This window comes from Mogibacterium kristiansenii, assembly GCF_009695905.1.
Taxonomy (GTDB): Bacteria; Bacillota; Clostridia; order Peptostreptococcales; family Anaerovoracaceae; genus Mogibacterium_A; species Mogibacterium_A kristiansenii.
This window is the reverse complement of record NZ_VUNA01000010.1, coordinates 28,787-54,521: the sequence shown is the minus strand read 5'-3', so window position 1 is coordinate 54,521 and position 25,735 is coordinate 28,787. Positions and strand designations below refer to the sequence as shown.

Sequence of the window (25,735 nt, the reverse complement as noted above, 5' to 3'; positions counted from 1 at the left end):
CTATTCTTTCTATCTATAACTCCATTGACTCCATTCTACTCAATTTCTTAGCGGATTTCAAGGAACATAAAAACAGGACCGAAACGGTAGTTTAATCCGGTCCTGTTTTTCTATAGATTTTTTCTATACATCTACATCTTTATCGCATAGATGTTTTTACTTTTCGGCATGCTTCACGACATAGCTCTTCATATCCGGCACATCGATTACATCGGTGTGGCAGATCGGCCGCTCAAAAATTCCCTGCAGCGGCACCGGTGCCTCCACCTGTGTCACCTTTTTCAGCTTCTGCATGCACTCTTCATCTGTCGGGCACTCTTCTTCACCCAGAGCCGCCAGAACCGCACGGGTGAACTTGTACGGAGATGCCGTGGAAAGAACCACGGTCTTATCCTTTGTCCATTCCTCGCCCCTATCCCGGCATTCCTCATAGGCTGCCCAAGCGATTGCCGTATGGGTATCCATCAGATAATGCTCCGCCCGGAACACATCGCCGATTGCCTTTGCTCCCCGCGCATCATCACACGCCACACCGCTGAATACCTCGTTGATTTTCTTCAATTCGTCTTCCGTAATCGTGTATTCGCCTTGTTTCGCCAGAAGATCCATGTAAATCTTCGTCCGCTCCACGCCGCACACGAAGCAGAGCAGGCGCTCCAGGTTGCTGGATACCAGAATGTCCATGGATGGAGATGTGGTCTTGTGGAAGTCTCTCTTCCGGTTATAGTGACCGGTTTCCAGGAACTCCCGCAGCACATCGTTGCTGTTGGATGCACATACCAGGCGGCCCACCGGAAGGCCCATCTCCCGGGCAAAATATCCCGCCATAATATCACCGAAGTTTCCGGTAGGAACTACGAAGTTCACCTTGTCTCCGTCTTGAATCTCGCCCATGTCCAGAAGCTGGCGATATGCGGAGAAATAGTATACCACCTGCGGCACCAGCCGGCCGATGTTAATGGAGTTGGCACTGGACAGGGATACTCCGTCGCACGGCTTCGGAATCTCACGGAACAGCTTCTTCACCCCGCTCTGGGCATCGTCGAAGTTCCCGCGAACCGCCACGGCACAGGTATTCTTTCCGTCCTGCGTCACCATCTGAAGACGCTGGGTTTCCGACACGCCGCCTTCCGGGTAAAAAACAATAATCTTTGTGCCCGGAACGTCCGAGAATCCATGAAGTGCCGCACTGCCGGTGTCTCCGCTGGTAGCGGTGAGAATCAAAATTTCATCCTGAAAATCATTCATTCTCATGGATTCCACCATCAGATTCGGGAGTGCGGAAAGCGCCACATCCTTGAACGCACAAGTCGGACCGTGATACAGTTCCAGTACGAAAGCGTCCTCCACCTTTGCCAACGGAGTGATTTCTTCTGTCGAAAACTTTCCGGTGTAGCTTCTGGAAACAACCTTCTCAATCGTTTCCTCATCAAAATCCGAGAAGAATTTTCCGAAAACAGTTTCGGCCATTCCCGGATAATCCTGCTGAATCACTTCGTGGTAATCCAGCTTCAAATCTTCCAGATTTTCCGGAATATACAGTCCTCCGTCCTCCGCCAATCCGTTGATGATGGCCTGAGAAGAAGTAATCGTATGCGTGTTGTCTCTTGTGCTTAAATATTTTATCATTATCTCATCCTTTTTATTGTAAAAATTATGTAATTATGATACATTATTTATGGTATGAAAACAAGTATGTTTGGTTAATTTTATGACATTTTACATAAAAATAACCTTTTTCACTGGATAATGAATGAAATGGAGATGCATATGAATATTGCAATTTTAGGTTTGGGAACCGTGGGGAGCGGTGCCTGTGAAGCGGTGAAATCTGCCATCGACCTGGAAGTGACTCGCATCCTGGTTCGCCGGCCGAAGCCGGAATATGCGGACCTGCAGACAGAAGATATCGACGATATTCTGAACGATCCGAATATCGATCTGGTAGCAGAATGTATCGGTGGCATCCATCCGGCATTGGAATACGTGCTGGGGGCCATGGAGCACGGAAAACACGTGGTTACCGCCAACAAAGCGCTGGTCAGCGCTCACTTCGAAGAATTGGAAAACTGTGCCCGGAAGAACGGTGTTCAGTTCCGATTCACCCCTTCTGCCGGCGGCGGCATTCCGTGGCTGTACAATCTGCAGCGAGCCGGACGGTGCGACACCATTGAAGAAGTACACGGCATCGTGAACGGTACCTGCAACTACATTCTGGATCTCATGCATACCAAAGGATTGGATTTCGCGGAAGTTCTCCGGGACGCACAGGAGCTGGGCTATGCGGAGAGCGATCCCGGAGCGGATATCGAGGGCTGGGATACCCAGCGGAAATGTGTGATTTCTGCCAACCTTGCTTTTCGCACGGTAATCCCGGAGGATTCGGTACCGGTTCTGGGCATTCACCATATTCTGGCAGAGGACATCGCATTTTTCAATGAAAACGGCCTCACCTGCCGTCTTCTGATGAACGCGTCCCTTCAGGGCGATGCAGTCAGCGCGTATGTCGAGCCAACCCTGCTCACCTCCGCAGCGTTGGAATCCGGCGTTGGTACTAATTACAACATGGTTAGCCTTACCGGAAAGAACGTAGGTCCGCTCAGCTTCTACGGTCAGGGAGCGGGAAAGATGCCGACAGGCACCTCTCTGGTGCACGATATCATCGATATCAAAGACGGCATTTCATTCAGCCCGTCTGCTTCCACGGGACCGGCGCCATCGAAGGTGGACAACACCAAGACCAGTCATCCGTACTATTTCCGAATTGCGGCCGGCGCCTCTTTCCCTGAAGAGCCGATTGCTTCGGAACAGGTTCGAAATTCGTATCGTTATATCACAACGAAGCCGATGACCGTTTCGGACGCCCATGCACTGGCATCCCGATACGAAAATGCTTTTGTCGCCGGCTACAAGGAGTAAAAATATGCTGAAAGTTGCTAAATTCGGAGGATCCTCCCTCAGCGATTCTGCGCAGTTCGCCAAGGTGAAACACATCGTGGAATCCGATGATGCCCGCAAGGTGGTTGTGGTCTCCGCACCGGGAAGAAGAACCTCCGACGATAATAAAATCACGGATTTGCTGTATCTCTGCAAAGCCCACCTCAAATACGACGTGTCGCCGGATCCAATCTTCGAGATGATTTCCGCCCGGTATCGGGAGATCCGCGATCAGCTGGGACTGACGCTGGACGTGGACTCCGAGCTTGCGGAAATCCGAAGCAAGATGACGAAAAACATGTCCGTGGACTATTTGGTTTCTCGAGGTGAATATCTGAACGCTAAGCTGATGGCGGAATATCTGGGATACCATTTCGTGGACTCTGCCGACTGGGTGGCCTTTGGATACGATGGAAAAGTGGATTACGAAAAAACCGAGCAACAGCTCCAGGAAATATACAATGTATACAACCGGATCGTGGTTCCCGGCTTCTACGGTTCCCTTCCGAACGGCCAGATTCATACTTTTTCCCGAGGCGGATCTGACGTCACCGGCGCTTTTGCCGCCGCCTCTCTGGATGCGGACATCTACGAGAACTGGACGGACGTAACGGGAATTCTCATGGTGGACCCAAGAATCGTCTCTAATCCAAAGACGATTTCCCGGGTTACCTATGCGGAACTGCGGGAACTGTCCTATATGGGCGCAGCGGTTCTTCACGAGGATACAGTGGTGCCGGTTCGCCGGAAGGATATCCCGGTTAATATCCGGAACACCAACGATCCGGAAGCGGAGGGAACCATCATTCGGGAATCCTTTGAAGCGGACAATGCGGAGGAAACGTCCCGTTTTATTACCGGAATCACCGGCAAGAAGGACTTCTCTATCATCAGCCTACACAAGGCCAATATGAGCGATGCGGTGGGGGCTATCCGTCGCGTGCTGGAAGTTCTGGAACAGTATCGGATTCCGATTGCACAGATTCCAAGCGGTATCGACAGCTTTTCCCTGGTGGTCCCGACGGACAAGCTGGCACCGGTGAAATATGATTTGATTTCCGATATCAAGCGGAACTGTCAGATTACGGACATCAACGTGCAGGATGATATCAGCCTGATTGCCATTGTCGGACGCCAGATGGCGTACCGCACCGGCATTTCCGGCAAAATCTTCGGTGCTCTGGGTGCAAACCGGATTAATATCCGCACCATCGAGCAGAGTTCCGATGAGATTAACATTATGGTGGGCGTGTTCACGAAGGATTTTGAGAAGACCATTCAGGTTCTGTACGAAAGCTTTGCGAAATAAAGGAGAGGTTCAAATGAAAAAATACAATGTTGCGATTCTGGGTGCTACCGGCGCCGTAGGTATGGAAATGCTAAAGGTACTGCAGGAAAGGGATTTCCCGATTCAGGAGCTGCGCCTTCTGGCCAGCAGCCGCAGCGCCGGGAAAGTAATCGAGACGGAGAAATACGGCAGCGTCACCATTCAGGAAGCGAAGGATTCTGCTTTTGAAGGAATGAATATCGTGCTGGGTGCCGCCGAAAATGATATTTCCAAGAAATTTGTGGATGCCATCAAGGCGTCCGGTGCGGCTTACATCGATAATTCCAGCGCCTTCCGTATGGATCCGGAGGTCCCACTGGTGGTTCCGGAAATCAACCCGGAGGATGCGTTCACCCATAAGGGTGTCATCGCCAATCCGAACTGCTCCACCATCATCACGCTGGTGGCAATCAACGCCATCAACCGTCTGTCCCCGATTGAAGCGCTCTACGCTTCCACCTATCAGGCCGTAAGCGGTGCCGGCATCAAGGGACCGAAGGAAATGTATGAGCAGAGCCGCAATATTTTGGAGGGCAAGGACATCGAATGCAGCACTTTCCCGTACCAGATTGCGTATAACCTGCTTCCGCAGATTGGCGGATTCGGCGAGAACGGCTACACATCGGAAGAGATGAAGCTTCAGAACGAGGGCCGGAAAATTCTCCACCTGCCGGAGCTGAAGGTTTCCTGCACCTGCGTTCGGGTACCGGTAGAGCGTTCCCACTCCATTTCAGCAAACGTCATCACAAAGGATCGTCTGGAGCTGGAGGATGTTCGGAAGGCCATTTCCGAGGCGGCAGGTTGCAAGCTGAAGGACGATACAGAGAAAAACATCTATCCGATGCCGATTGAAACCAGCGATCAGGACCTGGTATACGTGGGCCGCATCCGTCGGGATCTGGTGTGCGAGAACGGCATCAACCTTTGGTGCTGCGGCGACCAGGTGCGTAAGGGTGCCGCAACCAACGCGGTTCAGATTGCGCAGCTGCTGATTTCCAGAGATTAAAATAATCCATCTCATAAAGTGAAAGGACCTGCCGCCGGGTAGGTCCTTTTGTATTTACGATGCTTCAATGCGTGTCCGGAAACGGGATTGACCCGCTCCCTCTAATCCTCCGGAACCGGATTTTCGTGGCGCTTGATTTTTCTTGTGGTGGTGCGAACGAAATCATCCTTTCGCACGAATACTGCACGAATGCGCTTGTACACCGCCATGCCCTGGTTCAATTCCTGAATGACCTTTTTGTACAAATCCTTCAGCTCTTCCCGATCCGGCTCGTACCCCAGCTTTGTCCGAACGTATTCCATATTCGGCAAAATCTGCACGCCGACGATTTCCTCGCCATTGTTGTCGTACGGGAATACCATGGAATCCTCGATGTACGGGCTCTGATTGATGTATTCCTCAATCTCCTCCACATACACGTTCTCTCCGGTCTTAGTCACGATGATATTCTTCTTTCGGCCGGTGAGGTAGATCCAACCTTCATTGTCCATAAAGCCCAGGTCTCCGGTGTGGAGCCAGCCATCCTCTTCCAGAACCTCTGCGGTGGCTTCCGGCATGTTGTAATATCCCATCATCACGTTCGGACCGCGGAAAAGAATCTCGCCGATTCCGTTCTCATCCTTGTTGATAATCTTCACCTCGCCGGTTTTGACCGGAACGCCTACGGAGCCGGCTTTTCGATACCGTTCCTTCGGCGCGCTCATCGGCGTTCCGGAGATCAGCGGTGTGCACTCCGTCATGCCGAACCCCTGCAAAACCGTAATTCCCAAATCTTCAAAATTCCGATAAATGGTCGGAGACAACGCTGCCGCTCCGGTGATGACCAAGCGCAGCTTTCCGCCCAGCTCGTTCCGAATGCCCTTGAAAATCGTCCGGCTCAAGTTGATCCCCATCTTCCGGAGCTTCTTGTTCATGCCCATGATATTCTGGAATGTGTCCGCCTTGCCGCTCTTTTCAATGCCCTTCTGAATCCGGTCGTTAATCATTTCCAGCACTCTCGGAACTACGATGATGACCGTGTTCTGGGCTTCCTTCATGTTCTGGGTGATGTATTTCATGCCTTCACAGAATGCGGTGCTGGCGCCTCGGTAGAGGACCAGAAGCATACCCAGTGTGCATTCGTACGTATGGTGAATCGGAAGGATGGACAGGGTCTTGTCCGTCGTGGTGACATGCGCGATTCGGCATACGTCCATGATGTTCACCGTAATGTTTCGGTGGCTCAGCATCACTCCCTTTGGGGTTCCGGTGGTTCCGGAGGTAAAAAGAATTACCGCCAGGGCATCCGGGTCCACTTCGGCCTTCAGGTATTCGTCTTTCCCGCTTTTGAGAAGCTGATCGCCGTCTCGGAGCATTTCCCTCCAAGAGGTCACATTCACCTTCTTCTCCTCTTCCTGTTCAAACCAGCCTTCGTATTTCTCCAAATTCAAATTGGAATCGTCCGGCACTTCCTCTTCATCCAGCCGATCTCCGTAGAAATCCATCACCACCAGATTGCGGATGGACGGAAGCCCCTTCAGCTTGGAGCACTCCGCTTTGGTGCAAAAAATCGTATCGCACTCCGCCGTTCTCAGCAGGTTCTCGATTTCCGGGCCGGAAAGCTCCTTGTCAATCGGCACGATAATGCCGATTCCGTTCATGACCGCAAGGTAGGTGACAATCCATTCGTAGCATCCCTGCCCCATCACAGCGATTCTCTTTCCCTGCCATCCCATTTCCGTCATGCAAGTTCCTATGGCATTTACGTCATGCTGAAGAAGCCGGTAGGAAATCGGGCTGTATGGCTGGCCCTTTTTTCTTTTTACCCAAAATGCCGGGTTCTTCGCATACTTATCCGCACTTCCGGCCAACATATCCTTCAGTGTGACAATTTCACGGATATCAGTGTACCAATAATGATCAAATCTGTTTTCCATGTGTTCCCCCATCTTTATTCTCCTCTTCCAGCATCTTCTCAATTTCCAGGAATCGGCGAACCTTGCTGGTGCTGGTCTTAATCATCGGCTCATCCGTTACAAAGATTCGCTTGATGCGCTTGTACAGCGGCATGCGGTCGTTAATTTTCTCCACATCCTCGTGAATCCGCTTCTCAATTTCTTCTTTGCTCATGCCGGCAAACTGTTCCGGATCGTAGACAATCTTCAGGGCGACCACCAGATCCCGATCGTCTCCGTTCTTCGGAAGTCCTACGACGATATTCTCCATCTGATACGGAAGTGTGGAGATTTCTGTCTCCAACTCTTCCGGAAAAACATTCTTTCCGTTCTTCAGTACGATAACGTTCTTCTTTCTTCCGCTCAGGAAGAGATATCCGGATTTGTCAATATATCCCAGGTCTCCGGTATGGAACCAGCCATCCCGAAGAACCGCTGCCGTGGCTTCCTCGTTGTCGTAGTAGCCGTGCATAATATTGTCGCCTTTGGCAATGACCTCACCGATTCCGTTTTCATCCGGATTGTCGATTCGGATTTCCACATTATCCAGCGGCACTCCCACGGAACCCGCTTTCCGCTTGTCCGGACGTTCTGCGGTAAGTACCGGTGCGGTTTCCGTTAAACCGTATCCTTGCACACAAAGCACACCGAAGTCATTGAAGCCCTGAATGACCTGCGGATCCGCCGCGGATGCACCCAAAACCACCATGCGCAGCTTTCCGCCCAGCGCATCCAGCACGCCGTGGAACACCTGACGCCGAATATCGATCTTCGCCTTATTCAGCAGACGGGTCACCTTGGAGAACCGACGAATCCGGCCGTCCAGGCCTTCTTTTTCCGCCGTCTTCATGATTTTCTTGTACATCTGTTCGATAATCAGCGGCACACCCACAAATACGGATACGCCGTATTCCTTCAGATTCTTCTGGATGTACTTCAGTCCGTCGCAGTACACCGTGCGAACACCGTTCGCCAGCATCACCCACTGACCGGTGGAGCCGAACATGTGGTGATACGGGAGCAGTGCGATATTGGTATCCGTCGTCTTGAACGGAATGATTCGAATCATGTTGGTCACATTGGAACAGATATTCCGCTGGGACAGCATGACGATCTTGGACTGAGACGTGGTTCCGGAAGTGAAAATCAACATGGATACCGCATCCGGATTAATCTGTACATGATCCACGGACACATCTCCCTCTCCAATCAGTTCCTTTCCCTCTTCCAGCAGCGTGGTGACCGTCTCCAGGTCCTCCGCTTCGTACATCGGGAATGCGAACTCAATGGATGTCTTTCCGGAAAGAATCGCTTCTTTGGTCTCCTTCTCCTGTTTCTTGTCGAAGAAAATTACCTTAGCCTTGCACCGCTCCAGGGACTGTTCGAACTCTCCATACTTCAATTCCTTATCCAGCGGTACGGTTACGCATCCGCTAATCTGCGCTGCCGCGTTCACCATGAACCAGTGATAGCTATTTTTGCCGGTAACGGCAATCCGCTCGCCGCTGAATCCCCTGGAAATAAAAGCGGTCGCCAGCGATTTCACTTCTTCGTAGAATCGAATAAAGCTGATGTCCGTATAACGGTCTTTCCCCTCCTTCAGGGTAAAAGCAGTTCCGCTTCCGAACTGCTCGACCGACCGTACTAACAATTCTTTAAAAGTCTCCATCTATCCTCCCATTGCTTTTTTCAAATCTCTGTCTGTTGCAACAATTGCAATCACTAAATTATAGCACATTTTCTGCTGGGATACCCTCCTTTTTGTTCTTTTCCCCCTTCTCAAATCCCTTTTCTTCCGATTGAAAGACATGAGGAATTGTGGTAACATCTAGAAGTTGAAAGAATATTAGGAGGTGCAAGCGATGAACCGATTGGAACAGCTGAAACAGGCGGCGCAATATATCAGAGAACAGATTTCCGGAGATTTGCCGGACACGGGAATCATTCTGGGCAGCGGACTGGGAACCTACGCCGACTCTCTGGAGAATCCCGTTGAGATTCCATATCGAGATATCCCCGGCTTTGTCACTTCTACAGCCCCGAATCACAAAGGGGTTCTTTTTGCAGGACGCAAAGGCGGTCATTCCCTCCTGGTGATGTCCGGACGCTTTCACTATTATGAAGGATACTCCATGAAGGACGTCATTTTTCCGGTTCAGGTTATGGCACTGCTGGGAATTCGGCGCTTGATTATCACCAACGCTTCCGGTGCCATCAACCCGGATTTTCGCCCGGGTCATCTGATGCTGATTCGGGATCACGTGAATATGTCCGGTATGAATCCCCTTATTGGGCCGAACTTGGACGAATTGGGCGATCGTTTTCCGGATATGTCCGATGTATATAATCGGGATCTGCGAAAAAAAGTGCTGCGGGAAGCACAGGCTGACGGAATTGAATTATATGAAGGCGTGTATGCCATGATGAGCGGTCCGAGCTTCGAGACACCAGCGGAGATTCGTTTCCTCCATACCATCGGTTGCGATGCGGTGGGCATGTCCAGCGTTCCGGAAGCCATCGCGGCAAAACATGCCGGACTGGAAATCATCGCCATTTCTGCGCTGGCCAATGCGGCGGCGGGAATTTCACCGGTACCCCTCAGCGGCTCCGATGTGCTGGAGGCTTCTGCACAGATTGCGGATTCCTTCCGGACCGTCGTGGACATTGCCGTAAACGTTTAATGGACTGCTGTAAGATGTTGCTGCAAAAAATTATTTTTATAAAAGGAGATTTATATCATGAGTGAACCACTGACAAGAGAAAAAGCCAATGAGCTGTTGCACAAATATGTGAAGGCGGATCATTACATCGTGCACATGTATGCCGTGGAAGCCATCATGCGCGGGCTGGCAGAACGCCTGGCACCGGAAGATGTAGAATATTGGGGCATTGTGGGTCTGCTTCACGATCTGGACGAAGAGACTTGCGACTGGAAGAACGATATGTCCACTCACGGACCGGTTTCCGGAGACATTCTTCGGAAGGAAGGCTACGACGATCAAGTTCTGATTGATGCCATCTGCGCACACAATCCGGAATCCGGCGTAATCGCCCACACTACTTTGCAGTATGCCATTCTGGCGGCGGATCCGATGAGCGGATTCGTGAAAGCCGTTGCCCAGATTTATCCGGATAAAAAGCTGGCCAGCGTTAAGCCAAAGTCCATCAAGAAGCGCTTCAACGAAACTCGTTTCGCAAAGGGTGCAAACCGTCAGTTCATGATGGCCATTGAAGAAACAGGCATCACCTTCGACGAGTTTATCCTCATCGCGATGGATTCCATGAAGAAGATTTCGGATGTTTTGGGCCTGTAAGTTATTTCCAAACGCAAATTATTATGAAAGGATTATTCAACCATGAACCAGTTTACATTCAGACCGCAGGGCGTTTGTTCCCAGCTTATCGAGATTGAAACCGAAGGAAACATCATTCAGGACGTTCGCTTTACCGGCGGATGCAACGGCAACCTCCAGGGAATCTCCGCACTTCTGAAAGGAATGACCGTGGAAAATGCCATTGACCGCCTCAGCGGCATTCGCTGCGGTTTCAAGGATACTTCATGTCCGGATCAGCTGTCCAGAGCATTGAAGGCTATGCAGGAACAGGCGTAAACGCGAAAAGAAAAGCTTGTACAACAAAATGGACTGCCGCATCGGCAGTCCATTTTGTTGTACTTAATCAACGATTTCAATGCTCTCCAGCTGACTCCGTACATCGGCACGGATTTCTTTGATAAACTCTTTCCGAAGTTCCTGCTGTTCGCTTTTTTCTTCGGCCGTCAGCGCTCGCTCTTTCGATAGTTTTGCCAGTTGGTTGATTCTATTGATTTTCTCTTTTTCCATAAAATTATTTCTCCAAAGAATTTCGTTGGCGAATCAATGCGTCATATCTGTTCTTCGCATTTTCAGAAGCCTCATCAAAGAGTCTTTCCGCTTTCTCCGGATCCGCCTGCTGTAACGACCTGTAACGTACTTCTCCCATCAGGAAGTCTTTATAGTCTACGGTTGGTTCCTTGCTGTCCACGGTCAGCGGATTCTTTTTCTCCGAAACGTTTGTTGGGTTGTAGCGGAACAGGTTCCAATATCCGGATTCCACGGCCTTCTTCATCTCCTGCATGGAATTCTTCATGCCGGTACGAATACCGTGGTTAATGCACGGGGAATATGCCACGATGATGGATGGGCCATCATACGCCTCTGCTTCCCGAATCGCGCGAATCGCCTGGTTCGGGTTCGCACCCATCGCAATCTGTGCCACGTATACATAACCGTACGCCATTGCCATCTGTGCCAGATTTTTCTTTCCGTTCTTCTTTCCGCCTGCGGCAAACTGTGCTACCGCACCTGTCGGAGTGGATTTGGATGCCTGTCCGCCGGTGTTTGAATATACCTCGGTATCGAATACCAGTACATTGATGTTTTCACCGGATGCCAGTGCGTGATCCAGACCGCCGTAACCGATATCATATGCCCAACCGTCTCCGCCGAACATCCATACGGATGGTTTTACCAGTAAATCGGAATTCTCCCGTACATACGCCGCCTCCGGCAGTTCGCAGTCCGAAATTGCCTTCAGCAGGTTATCGCCGGTCACCTCCGACTCAATGCCGTCATTCATATGATTCATCCACGCTTCCGCGGCTTCCGCACACTCCGGATGTGCCGCCAGCTGAGCAACTTTACTGCAAAGCTCCTTGCGACGAGCCTGAACCGAAATTGCCATGCCCAGTCCGAATTCCGCATTGTCCTCAAAGAGGGAGTTGGACCACGCCGGACCTCTTCCGTTCTTATCAACGGTATACGGAGTGCTCGGTGCACTGCCGCCCCAGATGGAACTGCAGCCGGTGGCATTCGCTATAATCATGCGGTTGCCAAAGAGCTGTGTTACCAGCTTTGCATAAGGCGACTCACCGCATCCCGGGCACGCACCCGAGAATTCCAAATACGGCTTCCGGAAGCCCACTTCCTTAACGGATTTTGCCTCCGTCGCACCGATTTCCTGGCCCACATGCTTCTCCAGGTAATCGAAAACCTTCTGCTCCTCCTGGGATTCCGAAGACTCGAAGGAAACCATCTCCAGAGCCTTGTTCTTTGCCGGGCAGGATTCGACACAGGAACCACAGCCTGCACAGTCATAGGAAGAGATTGCCAGAGCGAATTTCCGGCCGTCTCCATCCTTTCCCTTCATTTCCATTGCAGCCGCACCGGACTTTGCCGCTTCATCCTCGGTAACCGCAAACGGACGGATTGCACCGTGCGGACACACGAAGGAACACATATTACACTGGAGGCAGTTTTCCGGAATCCACTTCGGAACGGAAATGGCCACGCCTCGCTTCTCAAATGCTGCCGTGCCGGAAGGAATCATTCCGTCGTTCGTCTTTACAAATCGAGACACCGGAATGGAATCTCCTTCCATTGCCGAGTCCGGAATCAATATCTCTTCGACGTACTGTTTCAGGTCCGGTCGATCTGTCTCTACGGACTTGTCGGCCGGTTCCTCAACCGCATTCTTCCACGCTTCCGGTACTTCTACCTGATGAACATGGGTAATTCCGGCATCCACCGCTTCGCAGTTCATGGCAACGATATCTTCTCCCTTGCGGCCATAAGTCTTCTGAATCGCTTCCTTCATATATCCAACCGCTTTATCAATTGGAATAACTTCAGACAGCTTGAAGAAGGCCGCCTGCAGTACCGTGTTGGTTCTTCGAGCACCCAGGCCCAGTTTCACGGCGATATCCACCGCATCACAGGTGTAGAACCGGATATTGTTCTCTGCAATGTATCTCTTTGCCGATGCAGGAAGTACTGCATTCAGTTCTTCATCACTCCAGCTGCAGTTCAGCAGGAAGGTTCCACCCGGATTGACATCCTGCACAATCTGATATTTATGCATGTAGGATGCATTATGGCAGGCAATAAAGTCTGCGTTGTTTACATAATAGGTGGAGCGAATCGGTTCATCGCCGAAACGCAGGTGGGAAATGGTAACACCGCCGGATTTCTTCGAGTCGTACTGGAAGTACGCCTGAACGTATTTGTCGGTGTTGTCTCCGATTATTTTTACGCTGTTTTTATTTGCGCCCACTGTTCCGTCGGCACCCAGTCCCCAGAACTTGCAGGAAATCGTGGATGACGATGAAACCACCGGATTGCAGGTTCTCGGCAAGGACAGATGCGTCACATCGTCGGTGATGGAAATCGTAAATTCCATTTTCGGATTTGCGGCACCGAGATTGTCGTATACCGCAATAAGATCTCCCGGCTGAGTATCTTTGGATCCTAGTCCGTATCTGCCCCTCGCAACGGTAATTTCGCTGCGGGACTGTTCCTTCAGCGCACTTACCACATCCAAATACAGCGGTTCGCCCTGTGATCCCGGTTCTTTGGTTCGATCCAGCACGGCGATTCTCTGAACAGATACCGGGATTGCTGCGGACAGATACTTGGAAGAGAACGGACGGTACAGGTGTACTTTCACCAGCCCCACCTTGCGTCCCTGCGCATTCAGATAATCCACGACTTCTTCTGCCGTTTCACAAACGGAACCCATTGCCACGATTACTTCGGTGGCGTCCGGCGCACCGTAATAATTGAACGGCTTGTAATCCGTTCCCGCTTCTTTGTTCACCTGTTCCATTACCGAAGCAACTGTTTCTACCGCATCCAGATATGCCTCATTTCTGGATTCGCTGTGCTGGAAGAATGTTTCCGGTTGCTCCGCAGAACCCATAAGGTGCGGATGATTCGGGTTCTGTGCTTTCTTTCGGAATGCCGCAACGGCATCCCAATCCAGCATCTTTCCCAGTGTATCGTAATCCCATACTTCAATTTTCTGCTGTTCATGACTGGTTCTGAAGCCATCAAAGAAGTGGAGTACCGGCAAGCTAGCCTTAATTGCCGCCAAATGCGCCACTGCCGCCAAATCCATTACTTCTTGCGGGCTGTTAGAGGCCAGCATGGTAAAACCGGTTTGTCTGGTGGCCATCACGTCCGAATGGTCTCCAAAAATAGACAAAGACTGCGTGGTGATAGCTCTTGCCGCTACATGAAAAACGCCCGGCAACCGTTCCGCCGCAATCTTATACATGTTCGGAATCATCAGGAGCAGACCCTGCGATGCGGTATAAGTAGATGTTAGCGATCCGGTAATTAACGAACCATGGACGGCACCGGCAGCGCCGCCTTCCGACTGCATTTCTACAATCTTTACTTCTTGGTCAAACAGATTCTTCCGGCCCTGGTTTGCCCAAGCATCTATGTTTTCGGCCATCACTGACGATGGTGTAATGGGGTATATTGCGGATACCTCGGAGAAAGCATATGCTACATGTGCAGCCGCAGTATTACCATCCATGGTTTTTAATATTCTTTTTTTACCCATCGTAAATACCCCCTTCAATTTTCTCAAAGCATTTACATAATAGCACGGAAGTTAGTACTTATCAATGAGTTGAGGTATTGATTTTGTGAATTACTTACAAAAATGCAATTCTTCATTTTCTATATAGTCGCATAATTTCCGTATAAAAACTAAATTCGACGGACGCTTCTGAAACAGCGCTCGCATGCCTTTCTCACTTCCCTCTCGGGTTTCCTCCCAAGTTTGTTTGATACAGCAGCGAATAGCCGATTCCACTACCGCTGCGGAAGTTCGATTTCTCTTGGCGATTTCCGGATAAATATCCTTCGTTACCGCATACTTTTCATCCTTATACTTTCGAATCAAAAAAATGCATTCGTAAATATAGGATGTACCGTTTCGAGAGTCCGGTATGTTGCATGTTTCCAAGAACGTGTGAATATTATCCATCACACGATTTCCCGTTTCCAATTCCATAATTCGGTCGTACGTTATAATCGGTGCATATTCCCGCATCATGGAGGGAAAATCCGATTCTTTTTGCAACGTGAACACAATGGTGGAATGTTGTGATTCCTTCAATGTCTTGTGGAGTTTCTCTAACCAATCCTTTTTCTTATCCAATGAATTATCTAACACAGAGCGATCATTCATAACAAATACTCCTGTCTACACCGTAATACTGCCTTTCATTTTCTCAAAAGTCGCATCCCCGATTCCCTTCACGTTTTTAATTTCTTCAATACTGTTGAACCTCGCACCGTTCCTGTACTCTACAATTCGTTGAGCAATTACAGTCCCGACGCCCGGTATCGATGTCAATTCCTCTGCAGAAGCCTGATTGATATTAATTTTTCCACTCGTATTGCCGACAGACGTTTCCGACGCATCTGCCCCCGCCTCATCCGAATTCTTATTCTCTCCTTTCTTCGGAATGATAATCTTTGCACCGTCTTCCACATAGGAAGCCTGATTAATTGCATCCAAATCCGCCTTTCCGGTTAATCCCCCGGCCTTGTCGATGAGAAACACCAGGCGGGTTTTCTTCTTTACCTTGTAAACCCCCGGTTTCTTCACCTCCCCACTGATATCCACATAGTATTCCTTCTCTGAAGTTTCCTCAGCGGAAACCTTGTCCGTTTCTTTCGCCGCGCCCAAATCAATTTCATTCGATGCATTCTGTCGGACACTAACTACAACAGTCAATATAACTATAATCAATATCAATAGAAATTTAAATACTATTTTGGAATTTTCTTCATATATTTTTCTAATAAAACTAATCATATCTCATCCTCCTTCTTTTTTTCCATCATAATTGAAAAAAGAAGAAAGCGCAAAGGTCTGAAAACTCCCGCAAAAGGTTTACGTTTCTCGTAGAATGAATTAAAAAACCGAAAAAACCGTTTAAAAACAGATTTTTTCCACAAAAAATAAAACCACAGAATTTACAAACCCTGTGGTTTTCGTTTTAGCTCAACATGCCGGCCGGGAGCCGCATTATGAGACTAATCGTCATAATATTCAAATTCGTAATCCTCGATTCGAACCGTATCCCCTTCCTGAAGACCCAGTTCCTTCAGCATATCGATTCCGCCCTTGTTCACAATATACCGATACAAGTACCGCATGGATCCCACATCGGTAAAGTTGGTAGAACGGAAAATCTTCAGCAACTGACCGCCGGTTAATTCGTAAGCGCCATCCTCTGCCACGAATGCTTCCAGCTTCTTGTAATCCGCATCGTATTCATCCTTTTCAAAGTCGAAGAGTTCGATTTCATCTTCTTCCGGAGGAATGTAATTCTCAATCCGATTTAATGTTTCATTGAGAAGCTCTTCCACGCCCTGGCGAGTCGCTGCGGAAATCGGGAAGACATCTCGACCTTCCTTTTCCATGAAATCCATAAATGCGTTCAGCGCTTCTTCATCCTCCACCAAATCAATCTTATTGGCAGCGATAATCTGCGGTTTCTTCAAGAGTGACGGATCGTACTGCTCCAGTTCCGCATTTATTTTCTTATAATCCTCGATTGGATTCCGACCTTCACTTCCGGAAACGTCGATGACATGAATCAGCATCTTAGTACGCTCTATATGCTTCAGAAAACGAATTCCCAAGCCAAAGCCCATATGAGCACCTTCAATGATGCCGGCGATATCCGCCATCACAAAGCTCTTGTCGTGGATGTTCACCACACCCAGATTCGGATCAATTGTGGTAAAATGATAATTCGCAATTTTCGGTTTTGCACTGGTAGCCACCGACAGAAGAGTGGATTTCCCCACATTCGGGAATCCCAAAAGTCCAACGTCGGCGATCAACTTCAGCTCCAGAATAACGGTACGTTCCTTTGCCAACGCTCCGGCTTCTGCAAAATTTGGCGCCTGACGTACAGAGTTCTTGAAATGCACGTTTCCCTTTCCGCCTTTGCCACCCTTTGCGGCAACCAGTCGATCTCCCGGATTCTTCATATCCTTCATCAGCAGCCCGGTTTCTTTGTCGATAATCAAAGTACCCACCGGAACGTGAATGATGAGATCCTGACCTTTCTTTCCGAAACGTTTCCGGCGCATTCCATCCTGACCGGATTCCGCCTTATACACACGCTTGTATTTGAAATCCATAAGGGTACGCAGGTTGTTATCCGCTTCAAAGATTACACTGCCGCCGTTACCGCCATCGCCGCCATCCGGGCCTCCTTCCGGCACAAATGGTTCCCGACGGAAGGTAACCGCTCCGTTTCCGCCCTTACCGGAAACGATATTAATTTCTGCTCTATCTACGAACATGTTTATCTCCCGTTTTACAAAAAAATATGGCCCTTTCCAAGAAAGGGCCATAAAAAACTAAGCTTCGTTGCTGTATACGCTGATCTTCTTTCTCTTCTTGTCAAATCTCTCGAATTTAACATTTCCGTCAATCTTAGCGAACAGAGTATCATCTCCACCAATACCAACGTTGTTGCCCGGGTGGAACTTGGTTCCTCTCTGTCTTACGAGAATGCTTCCTGCACTTACGTACTGACCAGCACCAATCTTCAGTCCAAGTCTTTTCGACTCAGAGTCACGGCCGTTCTTGGAACTACCTACTCCTTTTTTACTTGACATAATGACACCTCCTAAATTAAAGTCAATTTCTTATGCTTCAATTGCTTCCAGAATCTCTGCCTTAGTAGCTTTGCTGGATACTTCGATTCCCTTCTCGTTTGCGATTGCAAGAAGTTCCTCTTTCTTCATGGACATGCTTGGCTTTACATCGTCCTGTTTCTCAGCTGCAGCTGCCTTCTGACCACCGGATACGATATCGGTAACCTTAACCAGTGTGTATGGCTGTCTGTGGCCATTCTTCTTTCTGTAATCCTTCTTTGCCTTGTACTTGTAGATAATCACCTTGTCGTTCTTACCCTGCTCAACTACTTCAGCATGTACAGCAGTGCCCTCAACAAATGGAGTTCCTACTGTCAGGGTGTCACCACCTACAGCGATTACCTCATCAAAGGTAACGGTGTCGCCTGCTTCAGCATTGATCTTCTCGATCTTGAATACATCGTCCTTCTGAACTCTGTACTGCTTTCCGCCAGTTTTAATAATTGCATACATAATACTTTTCCTCCTCTATCCAGACTCGCCGGGAACGGGTGCGATTGCTTATAACCCTACCCGAGCGGCTAACCATTGAATAATAGCACGATTTTCGCATTATGTCAATACAATTCTGCCATTATTTTCAAATTGAGGTGTTTCAAACACCCATGAACCGCCGTACGTCTAGTCCTCGATTACAACGCCGTCTTCGTCCACCTTAATGTCATCATCGGTGGATTCCGGTTTGAACTGATCCATCACCTTCTTACGGATTTCTTCCAGCATCTCTTCATGACTCTGAAGATAATCCTTTACATTCTCTCTGCCTTGTCCGATACGTTCTCCGTTGTAACTGTACCAGGATCCGGCCTTATCCACAATCTTGGCCTCTACCGCCGTATCCAATACATCGCCGGCCAGAGAAATTCCGGTACCGTACATAATATCGAATTCCGATTTCTTAAACGGCGGAGCCACCTTGTTCTTTACAATCTTCACGCGAGTCCGGTTTCCCAGCATCTCATCCCCTCGCTTCAGCGTTTCAATCTTCCGCACGTCCAATCTCATGCTGGCATAGAATTTCAACGCCCGACCACCGGTGGTGGTCTCCGGATTTCCGAACATCACACCGATTTTCTCACGAAGCTGGTTGATGAAGATTACGCAGGTATTGGTCTTGTTCACGGTTCCGGCAATTTTTCGAAGTGCCTGAGACATGAGTCTGGCATGAAGTCCCACGTGGGAATCACCCATCTCACCCTGAATCTCCGCTTTCGGAACCAGTGCCGCTACCGAGTCGATGACAATCAAATCGATTGCTCCGCTTCGTGCCAGCATCTCACAGATTTCCAGCGCCTGTTCTCCGGTGTCCGGCTGAGATACCAGAAGTTCATCTACGTCTACCCCAAGATTCTTCGCATATACCGGGTCCAGCGCGTGCTCCGCATCGATGAATGCAGCCTTTCCGCCCGCTTTCTGCGCTTCTGCAATGGCATGTAAAGTCAATGTAGTCTTACCGGAAGATTCCGGTCCGTATATCTCAATGATTCTTCCCCGCGGATATCCGCCCACGCCGGTCGCCAAATCCAAACTGATAGATCCGGTGGAAATCACGTCTACCGATCCGGTGAGGCCTTCCTCTCCCAGCTTCATAATTGCGCCTTTTCCGTACTGTTTCTGAATCTGTTCCAGCGCCTGCTCCAATGCTTTCTCTTTATTCTCCGCTGCCGATGCGGTCGATTTTCCTGCCATGTTTCCTCCTGTATCGAACATTTGTTCTCGTTTATAATACCTGTTTCTCCGGTTTCTGTCAACCTCTTACGGGCTTCCTTTTATGATACCATTATACCCTCCTGCACTTTATGGGGTCAATTCTGCCGGGTTTAAGAAACGAGGCATTGGGTACTTTTTTCCGAAGAAAAAGTACTATTTTATTTCATCCAATATTTCGTTCACGACTTTCAGCATCATCAGTCGAAAATAGTTTCGATTCCATGCCCGGTCATTTCTTTTGGTGAACAGTTCCACCGCACCGACGGTATCGTCATAAGCATAGCCGATATACGCATTTCCGGCCTCCCGACCTTCGTCCGCTTCCGGGCCGGCATATCCGGTGATGGATACGGCGATATCGCTCCCTGCTTCCAGGCGGGCACCCTTGGCCATTTCAATGGCCACCTCCGAGCTTACCACCGTGTATTGATCGATTACTGTCGGATCCACACCCAGCATGGAAATTTTCGCTTCCTCATCGTAGGTGATATAGCCTCGGCTCAGGACCTTGGATGCACCCGGAACATCCGTAATGGATGCGGCAAATGCACCACCAGTACAGGATTCCGCGGAAGAAATGGTCAGTCCCTGCCTCTGCAGCTTATGCACTACGACCGATTTCAATTCCTCATCATCGTAACTGTAGATATACGATCCAATCAGATTATTCATCCGGGAAATCATATTTTCTACCGCCGCCTGCGCCTCTTCCATGGTATCTCGCTGAGAGGCTACACGGATGGTGCATTCCCCTTCCTTCGCATAGGTGGCGATGGTTGGATCCGTCTGATTGTCAATCAGTGGCATCAGGAGCGTCTCCAGATCCGATTCTCCAATTCCGATGGTTCGAATGACCCGGTAATAAATTTGCTTCTCCTTGAACTTACGCAGGAAATCCTTTCCGCTGTCTTCAAAGATCCACTTCAGTTCCCGAGGCGGTCCCGGATAACAGATGACCCATTTATCCCCTTTATTCACAGCAAAGGCCGGAGCCGTACCGGCTTCATTTCGGAATATCACTGCATTCTCCGGTATGTACGCCTGCTGAACATTGTTGGGCGCCATTTCCCGATTTCGAATCGAAAAATATCTCTTTACCTCCGCCAGGCACTCCTCATTCAAGTACAGCGGCGCATCCATCACCCTCGCAACCGTTTCCTTCGTCATATCATCCTGGGTGGGACCCAGGCCACCGGTAACAATTACCAGATCCGTATCCGTCAGTGCCCGCTTCAGCGTATGCTCCAATCTGCCGTCGTTATCGCCTACCACAAAATGATACATTACATTGAAGCCCAGATGATTTAGATTCTCCGACAAATAGGCCGCGTTTGTATTAACAGTCTGTCCGAACAGCAACTCCGTTCCGACAGCGATAATCGATGTGTTCATTCTCCTTCGCTCCTACATTGAAAATACGCTCTTGTTCTTCAGCACATATTCCGTTCCAGAATATACGGTCATTACCAGGGATGCCCAGAACACCAGCATGCCAATGGTCTTCAGCTGCGGAACCGGACCTACCGCAATAATCAGGATGATTACGGCAACCATCTGCAAAACGGTCTTGATTTTACCGCTCATGGCCGCAGCAATAACGATTCCCTCGGATGCCGCCACGGTGCGCATTCCGGAAACAACAAATTCCCGCGCCAGAATAATAATCAGCGTCCAGCCCGGAATGGTCCCGTTTTCCACAAACAGACACAATGCGGAATACACCAGGATTTTGTCCGCCAACGGATCCATAATCTTTCCGAAGTTGGTCACCAGGTTGCGTGCTCGGGCAATTTTTCCATCCAGCATATCCGTCAGCGACGCGACGATAAACAACGCAAATGCCACAAAGAACCATTTTTCCATATAGGCTGCAATGAAAAACGGCACCATGATAATTCGAAGAACGGTCAACTTATTTGGTAAATTCATGTGAAACCTCCTCACCATACAAATCATATTCTGAACTGTCTGTTACATTAACGAACACAATATCTCCCGGCTGATGGGATGTCGTTCCGGTGAATTCCACCGCATCATCGATTTCCGGCGCATCGTACCGAGTTCGACCCAGGTACCGGCAAGCCTCTTCATCCACGGCCTCATCCACCATCACCTCGTAGGTCTTTCCGATTTTCTCTTCATTCAGAGAATCGCTGATTCCCGACTGAAGGCGCATCAGCACCTCTACACGTTCATTTTTCGTCTCTTCATCCAGCTTTCCCGCCATCCGATAGGACAGGGTTCCTTCTTCATCGGAAAAAGCAAATGCGCCCAACCGAGGAATCCGTGTTTCTTCTACAAAATCCAGGAGCTCGTTGAAATCTTCTTCCGTCTCTCCCGGGAATCCCACGAGAATTGTGGTTCGAATATGGATATCCGGAATTTCTTTTCTCAGCTTCGCAATCGTCTTCCGAATCGAATCCCCGGTGGATTTTCGGCGCATGCCCTTCAGCACCGGATCCGCCACGTGCTGAATCGGAATATCGATGTAGTTGCAGATTTTATCCTCCTGCTTCATGGTTTCAATCAGCTCATCGGTAATTCCGTCATCGTACACGTACATCAGACGAATCCACCGAATTCCGTCCACCTTACACAATTCGTGCAGCAGTTCCGGGAGCATCGCCTTGCCGTACAGGTCTTTCCCGTAATACGAGGTGTCCTGAGCAATCACAACCAATTCCCGAACGCCTGCCGCCGCCATATCCTCCGCTTCGCGCACGCAGTCCTCGATGCGCTTGCTGCGATACGGTCCGCGAATCTTCGGAATCGCACAGAACGCACAGGTGTTGTTGCACCCTTCGGCAATCTTCAGGCTGGCAGTGTAGGTTCCCTCCGGAAAAACGCGTTTCCGATACGGAAGCACATCTTCCACTTCCCCCTGCACTTTGTCGCCGGTGCTCTCCGCCAGCAGCAATCCCGGCAGGTCGTCGTAATCGTTTACGCCGGTGAACAGATCCACCTCCGGAATCTCCTTGGACAAATCTTCGTGGTAGCGTTCGGAAAGGCAGCCGGTAACCACCAGTTTCTTGCTCTCCCCTTTCAGTGCCGCCATGCTAAAAATATGTTCGATGGATTCCACCTTTGCGGCCTCAATAAAACCGCAGGTGTTTACAATCAGGATGTCCGCTTCTTCCGGCGAATCCGCCAAGCCGCATCCCCGTTCCAGCAGTTGTGCCGCTAAATTCTGGGAATCGTACTCATTCTTCGCACATCCCAAGGTGTCAATAAAAATTTTTTTACTCATGTGTCGTTTCCTCTGCTCCGTTATTCTGCGAATCAATCGCGTCGTAATATTCTTCCTCTGTATAGAGCACCTGGCGCGGCTTGCTGCCGTCCGCCGGGCTGATAATCCCTCGGGCTTCGATTTCATCAATGATGCTGGCTGCACGGTTATATCCGATACGGAACCGTCGCTGCAGCATGGACACTGAAGCCTTTTTCTGTTTCAGGATAAACGCAATGGCATCCTCTGTCAATTCATCGGAAACCTCTCCGTACTGGGATTTTTCCGGTGTTTCAATGGTTTGAATCACCGACTCATCGTAACCGTTCTCCCCCTGCTTTTTCACAAAATCAATGATTCGCGCGGTCTCCGAATCAGAGATATACGGCCCCTGAATTCGGAGGGGCTTATTCTCGCCCACCGGGGAATAGAGCATATCGCCCTTGCCCAAAAGCTTCTCGGCGCCTCCCACGTCCAGAATGGTTCTAGAGTCCACCTGAGAAGACACGCTGAACGCAATCCGAGACGGGATGTTGGCCTTAATCAAACCGGTCACCACATCTACCGACGGTCGCTGGGTTGCCACAATCAAGTGCATTCCGGCTGCCCGGGCCAGCTGTGCCAATCGGCAAATGGATTCTTCCACCTGAGACGGTGCCACCATCATCAGATCCGCCAGCTCGTCGATAATAATGACGATTTTCGGCAATACCTTATCCGGCTCCTGATTGGCTCTCATCAATTCGTTGTAGGAATCCAAATCCTTTACGCTTTCTTCGGCAAAGAACTTGTACCGCTGAGTCATCTCGTTTACCGCCCAGTTCAGCGCAGCCGCCGCTTTCTTCGGATCTGTCACCACCGGAACCAGCAGATGGGGTATTCCGTTATAATTTCCCAGCTCCACCACTTTCGGATCAATCAGAATCAGCTTCACCTCATCCGGCAAAGCCTTATACAGCAAGCTGGTGATAATCGTATTGATGCATACGCTCTTTCCCGATCCGGTCGCTCCCGCAATCAGAAGATGCGGCATCTCTTTCAGGTTCGCAATTACATTGCGTCCGGAAATGTCCTTTCCCACCGCAAAGCTAATCTTCGATGCAGCGTTCCGAAATTCCTTGGAATCAATCAGTTCCCGAATGGAAACCATATCCGGTTTCTCGTTCTCCACTTCAATTCCCACGGCCGCTTTTCCCGGAATCGGGGCCTCGATTCGGATGCTCTTCGCCCGAAGGTTCAAGGCGATATCATCTGCCAGCTTCGTAATGCTGCTGACCTTTACACCCACCGCCGGCTGCACTTCGTACCGCGTTACCGACGATCCCTGGGTGACATTCAGCACCCTCGCATCCACATGGAAATTCTGCAATGTATTCTCCAGCAAAGCCGCCTTCTGCTGAAGCTGATGTTCATTCATCTGCATCTGCTTTGCCCTCGGCTTCTTCATCAAATCCACAGGCGGGAACACATAGGATGTGGCCGGAATCTTCTTGGCCAAATTCTCCTCCGCCTGAAGCGCCATCTCCGTATTTTCCAGTGCCGTCGGAGTATTCTCCTTCCGGATTTCTTTGATATTTTCCGTAGCCGCGGGTGTCGACAATGCCGACACTTTTTCCGGTTCCGCATTCAGCCCCATCGACTCCGTCGTTGCCGAATCCACACTCATAAAATCATCCATAAAAGGATTCGGCGCCGTAGCCGCGTTTTCCGGCGATGCAAAGCCTCCCGAGAGTCCCAGTCCAAGACCTGCGCCGGAAGCATTTCCGCCGTCCAGCCCAAAACCGGTATTGCCATACGAAGAATCGCCTCCGTCCAGTCCGTACTGCAGTGATTCTGTTTTCGGTTCCTCCGGCAGTTCTGCCGGTATCTCCGAAATCGTCGGATCTTCCTTTTTCGGCGTTACAATCGACTCGCCGAAATCCGCTCCCTCTAGGTTCTGCATGAAGTTTTGCCGAGCCCCTTCCTCCATCGGAAATGCCAGCGGGTTCTTTACCTGCGGCACCGAATGAGATGGGGTGATAATCGGGACGCCGCTCTCTTCCGGCATGGTCTTCGCCTGCGCCTCTCTCTTCTCGGTCAGCATTTCCCGAAGAATAGTCTTTTCTTCCCGTTGCTCTCGTTTCTTGCCTAGATACTTGGAAATCGGCGTATCCGCAACCAAGAGAACGGAGATGGCAATCACCGCCACCGCAAAAATAATCAAGCCCGGTTTTCCCAGCAGCTTGATAATCAATCCTCCCAGCCACATGCCGAAAACGCCGCCGTTCCGAAGCTGAATTCCACCGTCGAAAAAATCACCGATTGCGGAGATGGACAGCTGTATGTTCGTCTCATCCAAGTAACGATAGGAATTCAGAATACACAGCACGACAAAAATCAGGAAGGAGAAAAATGTCGTCCTTCCATTGATGTGCTGCATTTTTCGAAGGAACAGGCAGAGAGCCAGCGCAATAAAATAATACGGCAAAGCATACGCCATCAGCCCAAAAAGTCCAAACGCGAGACTGTGAATCGCATTTCCAAAGGTGCCGGTGGTGTTCAGCTGCGTCGTAATCACCAGAAAAATTCCTACGGCCAAAAATATGATACCCCAAATCTTATCCAGAATGCGGTAATCCCGTTTCCGCTGCTCCTGAAGCTCTCGAATCTGCTCCTGCCATTCCTTTAGATGCGGAGAGGATGCAGTTTCTTTTGTTTTTGCTGCAGTTTTTTTCGTCTGTTTTTTCTTCTTTCCAGAACCGACTGCCATCGTCCCTCCCTGTATATCACTCAAAATAAGCTAAACCTAAATATCGTATTATTATACTCCATATTCAATTGGATTGCAAAATCCGTATACTTTGCATAAAAAAAGTGATTCAAGCTATGCTTGAATCACTCACAATCAAACATCAATTAGTTTTCGTTTACAACGTCTTTTCCGTCGTAGTAACCACAGTTTGGACAAACTCTGTGCGGAAGCTTAGGCTCATGACACTGAGGACAAATTGAAAGTCCAGGAGCGCCCATCTTCATATTCGCAGACTTTCTGCTTCCAGTCTTTGCTTTTGATGTTTTCCTCTTAGGTACTGCCACTGTCGA

21 protein-coding genes and 1 pseudogene are annotated in these 25,735 nt (G+C 49.7%); 6 read left to right on the top strand and 16 right to left on the bottom strand.

Going from position 1 to position 25,735, the window contains the following annotated elements; translation table 11 throughout:
* Nucleotides 1-156: 156 nt before the first annotated feature.
* Complete coding sequence (thrC, locus tag FYJ65_RS06140) at nt 157-1,629, bottom strand: threonine synthase (RefSeq protein ID WP_154554472.1); 1,473 nt, start codon at nt 1,627-1,629, stop codon at nt 157-159.
* A gap of 141 nt (nt 1,630-1,770) precedes the next feature.
* Here thrC and FYJ65_RS06135 point away from each other — a divergent pair, with 141 nt between their 5' ends.
* Genes FYJ65_RS06135 through FYJ65_RS06125 form a run of 3 tightly spaced genes read left to right on the top strand, consistent with a single transcriptional unit; the run spans nt 1,771 to nt 5,270 of the window.
* Nucleotides 1,771-2,919 (top strand): homoserine dehydrogenase, encoded by a 1,149-nt coding sequence (locus FYJ65_RS06135; protein ID WP_206157334.1) that lies wholly within the window; start codon nt 1,771-1,773, stop codon nt 2,917-2,919.
* A gap of 4 nt (nt 2,920-2,923) precedes the next feature.
* Nucleotides 2,924-4,246 (top strand): aspartate kinase, encoded by a 1,323-nt coding sequence (locus FYJ65_RS06130; RefSeq protein ID WP_154554470.1) that lies wholly within the window; start codon nt 2,924-2,926, stop codon nt 4,244-4,246.
* 13 nt (nt 4,247-4,259) lie between these two features.
* Nucleotides 4,260-5,270, top strand: a complete 1,011-nt coding sequence (locus FYJ65_RS06125; RefSeq protein WP_154554469.1) for an aspartate-semialdehyde dehydrogenase — start codon at nt 4,260-4,262, stop codon at nt 5,268-5,270.
* Between the two features lie 101 nt (nt 5,271-5,371).
* On the opposite strand, the gene FYJ65_RS06120 is transcribed toward FYJ65_RS06125, so the two are convergent.
* Entirely contained in the window at nt 5,372-7,186 is a 1,815-nt protein-coding gene (locus FYJ65_RS06120; RefSeq protein ID WP_206157333.1) for an AMP-dependent synthetase/ligase, read from the bottom strand.
* Nucleotides 7,170-8,873: an AMP-dependent synthetase/ligase gene (locus FYJ65_RS06115; protein WP_154554467.1), complete on the bottom strand. Its 1,704-nt coding sequence runs from the start codon at nt 8,871-8,873 to the stop codon at nt 7,170-7,172. Before FYJ65_RS06115 ends, FYJ65_RS06120 begins: the two co-directional genes overlap by 17 nt.
* Before the next feature lie 193 nt (nt 8,874-9,066).
* Between FYJ65_RS06115 and FYJ65_RS06110 the strand changes: the two genes are divergently transcribed.
* Genes FYJ65_RS06110 through FYJ65_RS06100 form a run of 3 tightly spaced genes read left to right on the top strand, consistent with a single transcriptional unit; the run spans nt 9,067 to nt 10,815 of the window.
* Entirely contained in the window at nt 9,067-9,885 is an 819-nt protein-coding gene (locus FYJ65_RS06110) for a purine-nucleoside phosphorylase (RefSeq protein WP_154554466.1), read from the top strand.
* 57 nt (nt 9,886-9,942) lie between these two features.
* Nucleotides 9,943-10,518 carry an HD domain-containing protein gene (locus FYJ65_RS06105; protein ID WP_154554465.1) on the top strand — a complete coding sequence of 192 codons (576 nt, stop codon included), beginning with the start codon at nt 9,943-9,945 and terminating at the stop codon, nt 10,516-10,518.
* A gap of 42 nt (nt 10,519-10,560) precedes the next feature.
* Nucleotides 10,561-10,815, top strand: coding sequence for a TIGR03905 family TSCPD domain-containing protein (locus tag FYJ65_RS06100; RefSeq protein WP_154554464.1), 255 nt, complete (start codon nt 10,561-10,563; stop codon nt 10,813-10,815).
* Nucleotides 10,816-10,878: 63 nt separating this feature from the next.
* Here the strand turns inward: FYJ65_RS06100 and FYJ65_RS06095 are convergent, their stop codons facing one another.
* The 13 genes and pseudogenes from FYJ65_RS06095 to rpmF form a co-directional block, all read right to left on the bottom strand.
* Complete coding sequence (locus FYJ65_RS06095) at nt 10,879-11,046, bottom strand: DUF896 domain-containing protein (RefSeq protein WP_154554463.1); 168 nt, start codon at nt 11,044-11,046, stop codon at nt 10,879-10,881.
* Nucleotides 11,047-11,050: 4 nt separating this feature from the next.
* A complete protein-coding gene (gene nifJ, locus FYJ65_RS06090; RefSeq protein ID WP_235898214.1) occupies nt 11,051-14,590 on the bottom strand; it encodes a pyruvate:ferredoxin (flavodoxin) oxidoreductase in 3,540 nt (1,179 codons plus the stop codon).
* A 90-nt stretch (nt 14,591-14,680) separates the two neighbouring features.
* The gene (locus tag FYJ65_RS06085) at nt 14,681-15,223 is read right to left on the bottom strand and encodes a sporulation initiation factor Spo0A C-terminal domain-containing protein (RefSeq protein WP_154554462.1); all 543 of its coding nucleotides are present in this window, start codon (nt 15,221-15,223) and stop codon (nt 14,681-14,683) included.
* A gap of 15 nt (nt 15,224-15,238) precedes the next feature.
* The gene (locus FYJ65_RS06080) at nt 15,239-15,796 is read right to left on the bottom strand and encodes a helix-hairpin-helix domain-containing protein (protein WP_206157332.1); all 558 of its coding nucleotides are present in this window, start codon (nt 15,794-15,796) and stop codon (nt 15,239-15,241) included.
* Between the two features lie 281 nt (nt 15,797-16,077).
* Entirely contained in the window at nt 16,078-17,361 is a 1,284-nt protein-coding gene (obgE, locus tag FYJ65_RS06075) for a GTPase ObgE (protein ID WP_154554460.1), read from the bottom strand.
* A 57-nt stretch (nt 17,362-17,418) separates the two neighbouring features.
* Nucleotides 17,419-17,679, bottom strand: coding sequence for a 50S ribosomal protein L27 (gene rpmA, locus FYJ65_RS06070; protein ID WP_154554459.1), 261 nt, complete (start codon nt 17,677-17,679; stop codon nt 17,419-17,421).
* A 192-nt stretch (nt 17,680-17,871) separates the two neighbouring features.
* Nucleotides 17,872-18,171: pseudogene (gene rplU, locus FYJ65_RS06065) on the bottom strand (50S ribosomal protein L21); the annotation flags it as partial.
* A gap of 168 nt (nt 18,172-18,339) precedes the next feature.
* Nucleotides 18,340-19,407, bottom strand: coding sequence for a recombinase RecA (recA, locus tag FYJ65_RS06060; protein ID WP_154554457.1), 1,068 nt, complete (start codon nt 19,405-19,407; stop codon nt 18,340-18,342).
* 174 nt (nt 19,408-19,581) lie between these two features.
* The gene (locus FYJ65_RS06055) at nt 19,582-20,820 is read right to left on the bottom strand and encodes a competence/damage-inducible protein A (protein WP_154554456.1); all 1,239 of its coding nucleotides are present in this window, start codon (nt 20,818-20,820) and stop codon (nt 19,582-19,584) included.
* Nucleotides 20,821-20,832: 12 nt separating this feature from the next.
* Nucleotides 20,833-21,357 (bottom strand): CDP-diacylglycerol--glycerol-3-phosphate 3-phosphatidyltransferase, encoded by a 525-nt coding sequence (gene pgsA / locus FYJ65_RS06050; protein WP_154554455.1) that lies wholly within the window; start codon nt 21,355-21,357, stop codon nt 20,833-20,835.
* Nucleotides 21,341-22,675: a 30S ribosomal protein S12 methylthiotransferase RimO gene (rimO, locus tag FYJ65_RS06045; protein WP_154554454.1), complete on the bottom strand. Its 1,335-nt coding sequence runs from the start codon at nt 22,673-22,675 to the stop codon at nt 21,341-21,343. Before rimO ends, pgsA begins: the two co-directional genes overlap by 17 nt.
* Nucleotides 22,668-25,403, bottom strand: a complete 2,736-nt coding sequence (locus FYJ65_RS06040) for an FtsK/SpoIIIE family DNA translocase (RefSeq protein WP_154554453.1) — start codon at nt 25,401-25,403, stop codon at nt 22,668-22,670. The genes rimO and FYJ65_RS06040 overlap by 8 nt, the downstream gene beginning before the upstream one ends.
* 146 nt (nt 25,404-25,549) lie before the next feature.
* Entirely contained in the window at nt 25,550-25,729 is a 180-nt protein-coding gene (rpmF, locus tag FYJ65_RS06035; RefSeq protein WP_277672376.1) for a 50S ribosomal protein L32, read from the bottom strand.
* Nucleotides 25,730-25,735: the final 6 nt, after the last annotated feature.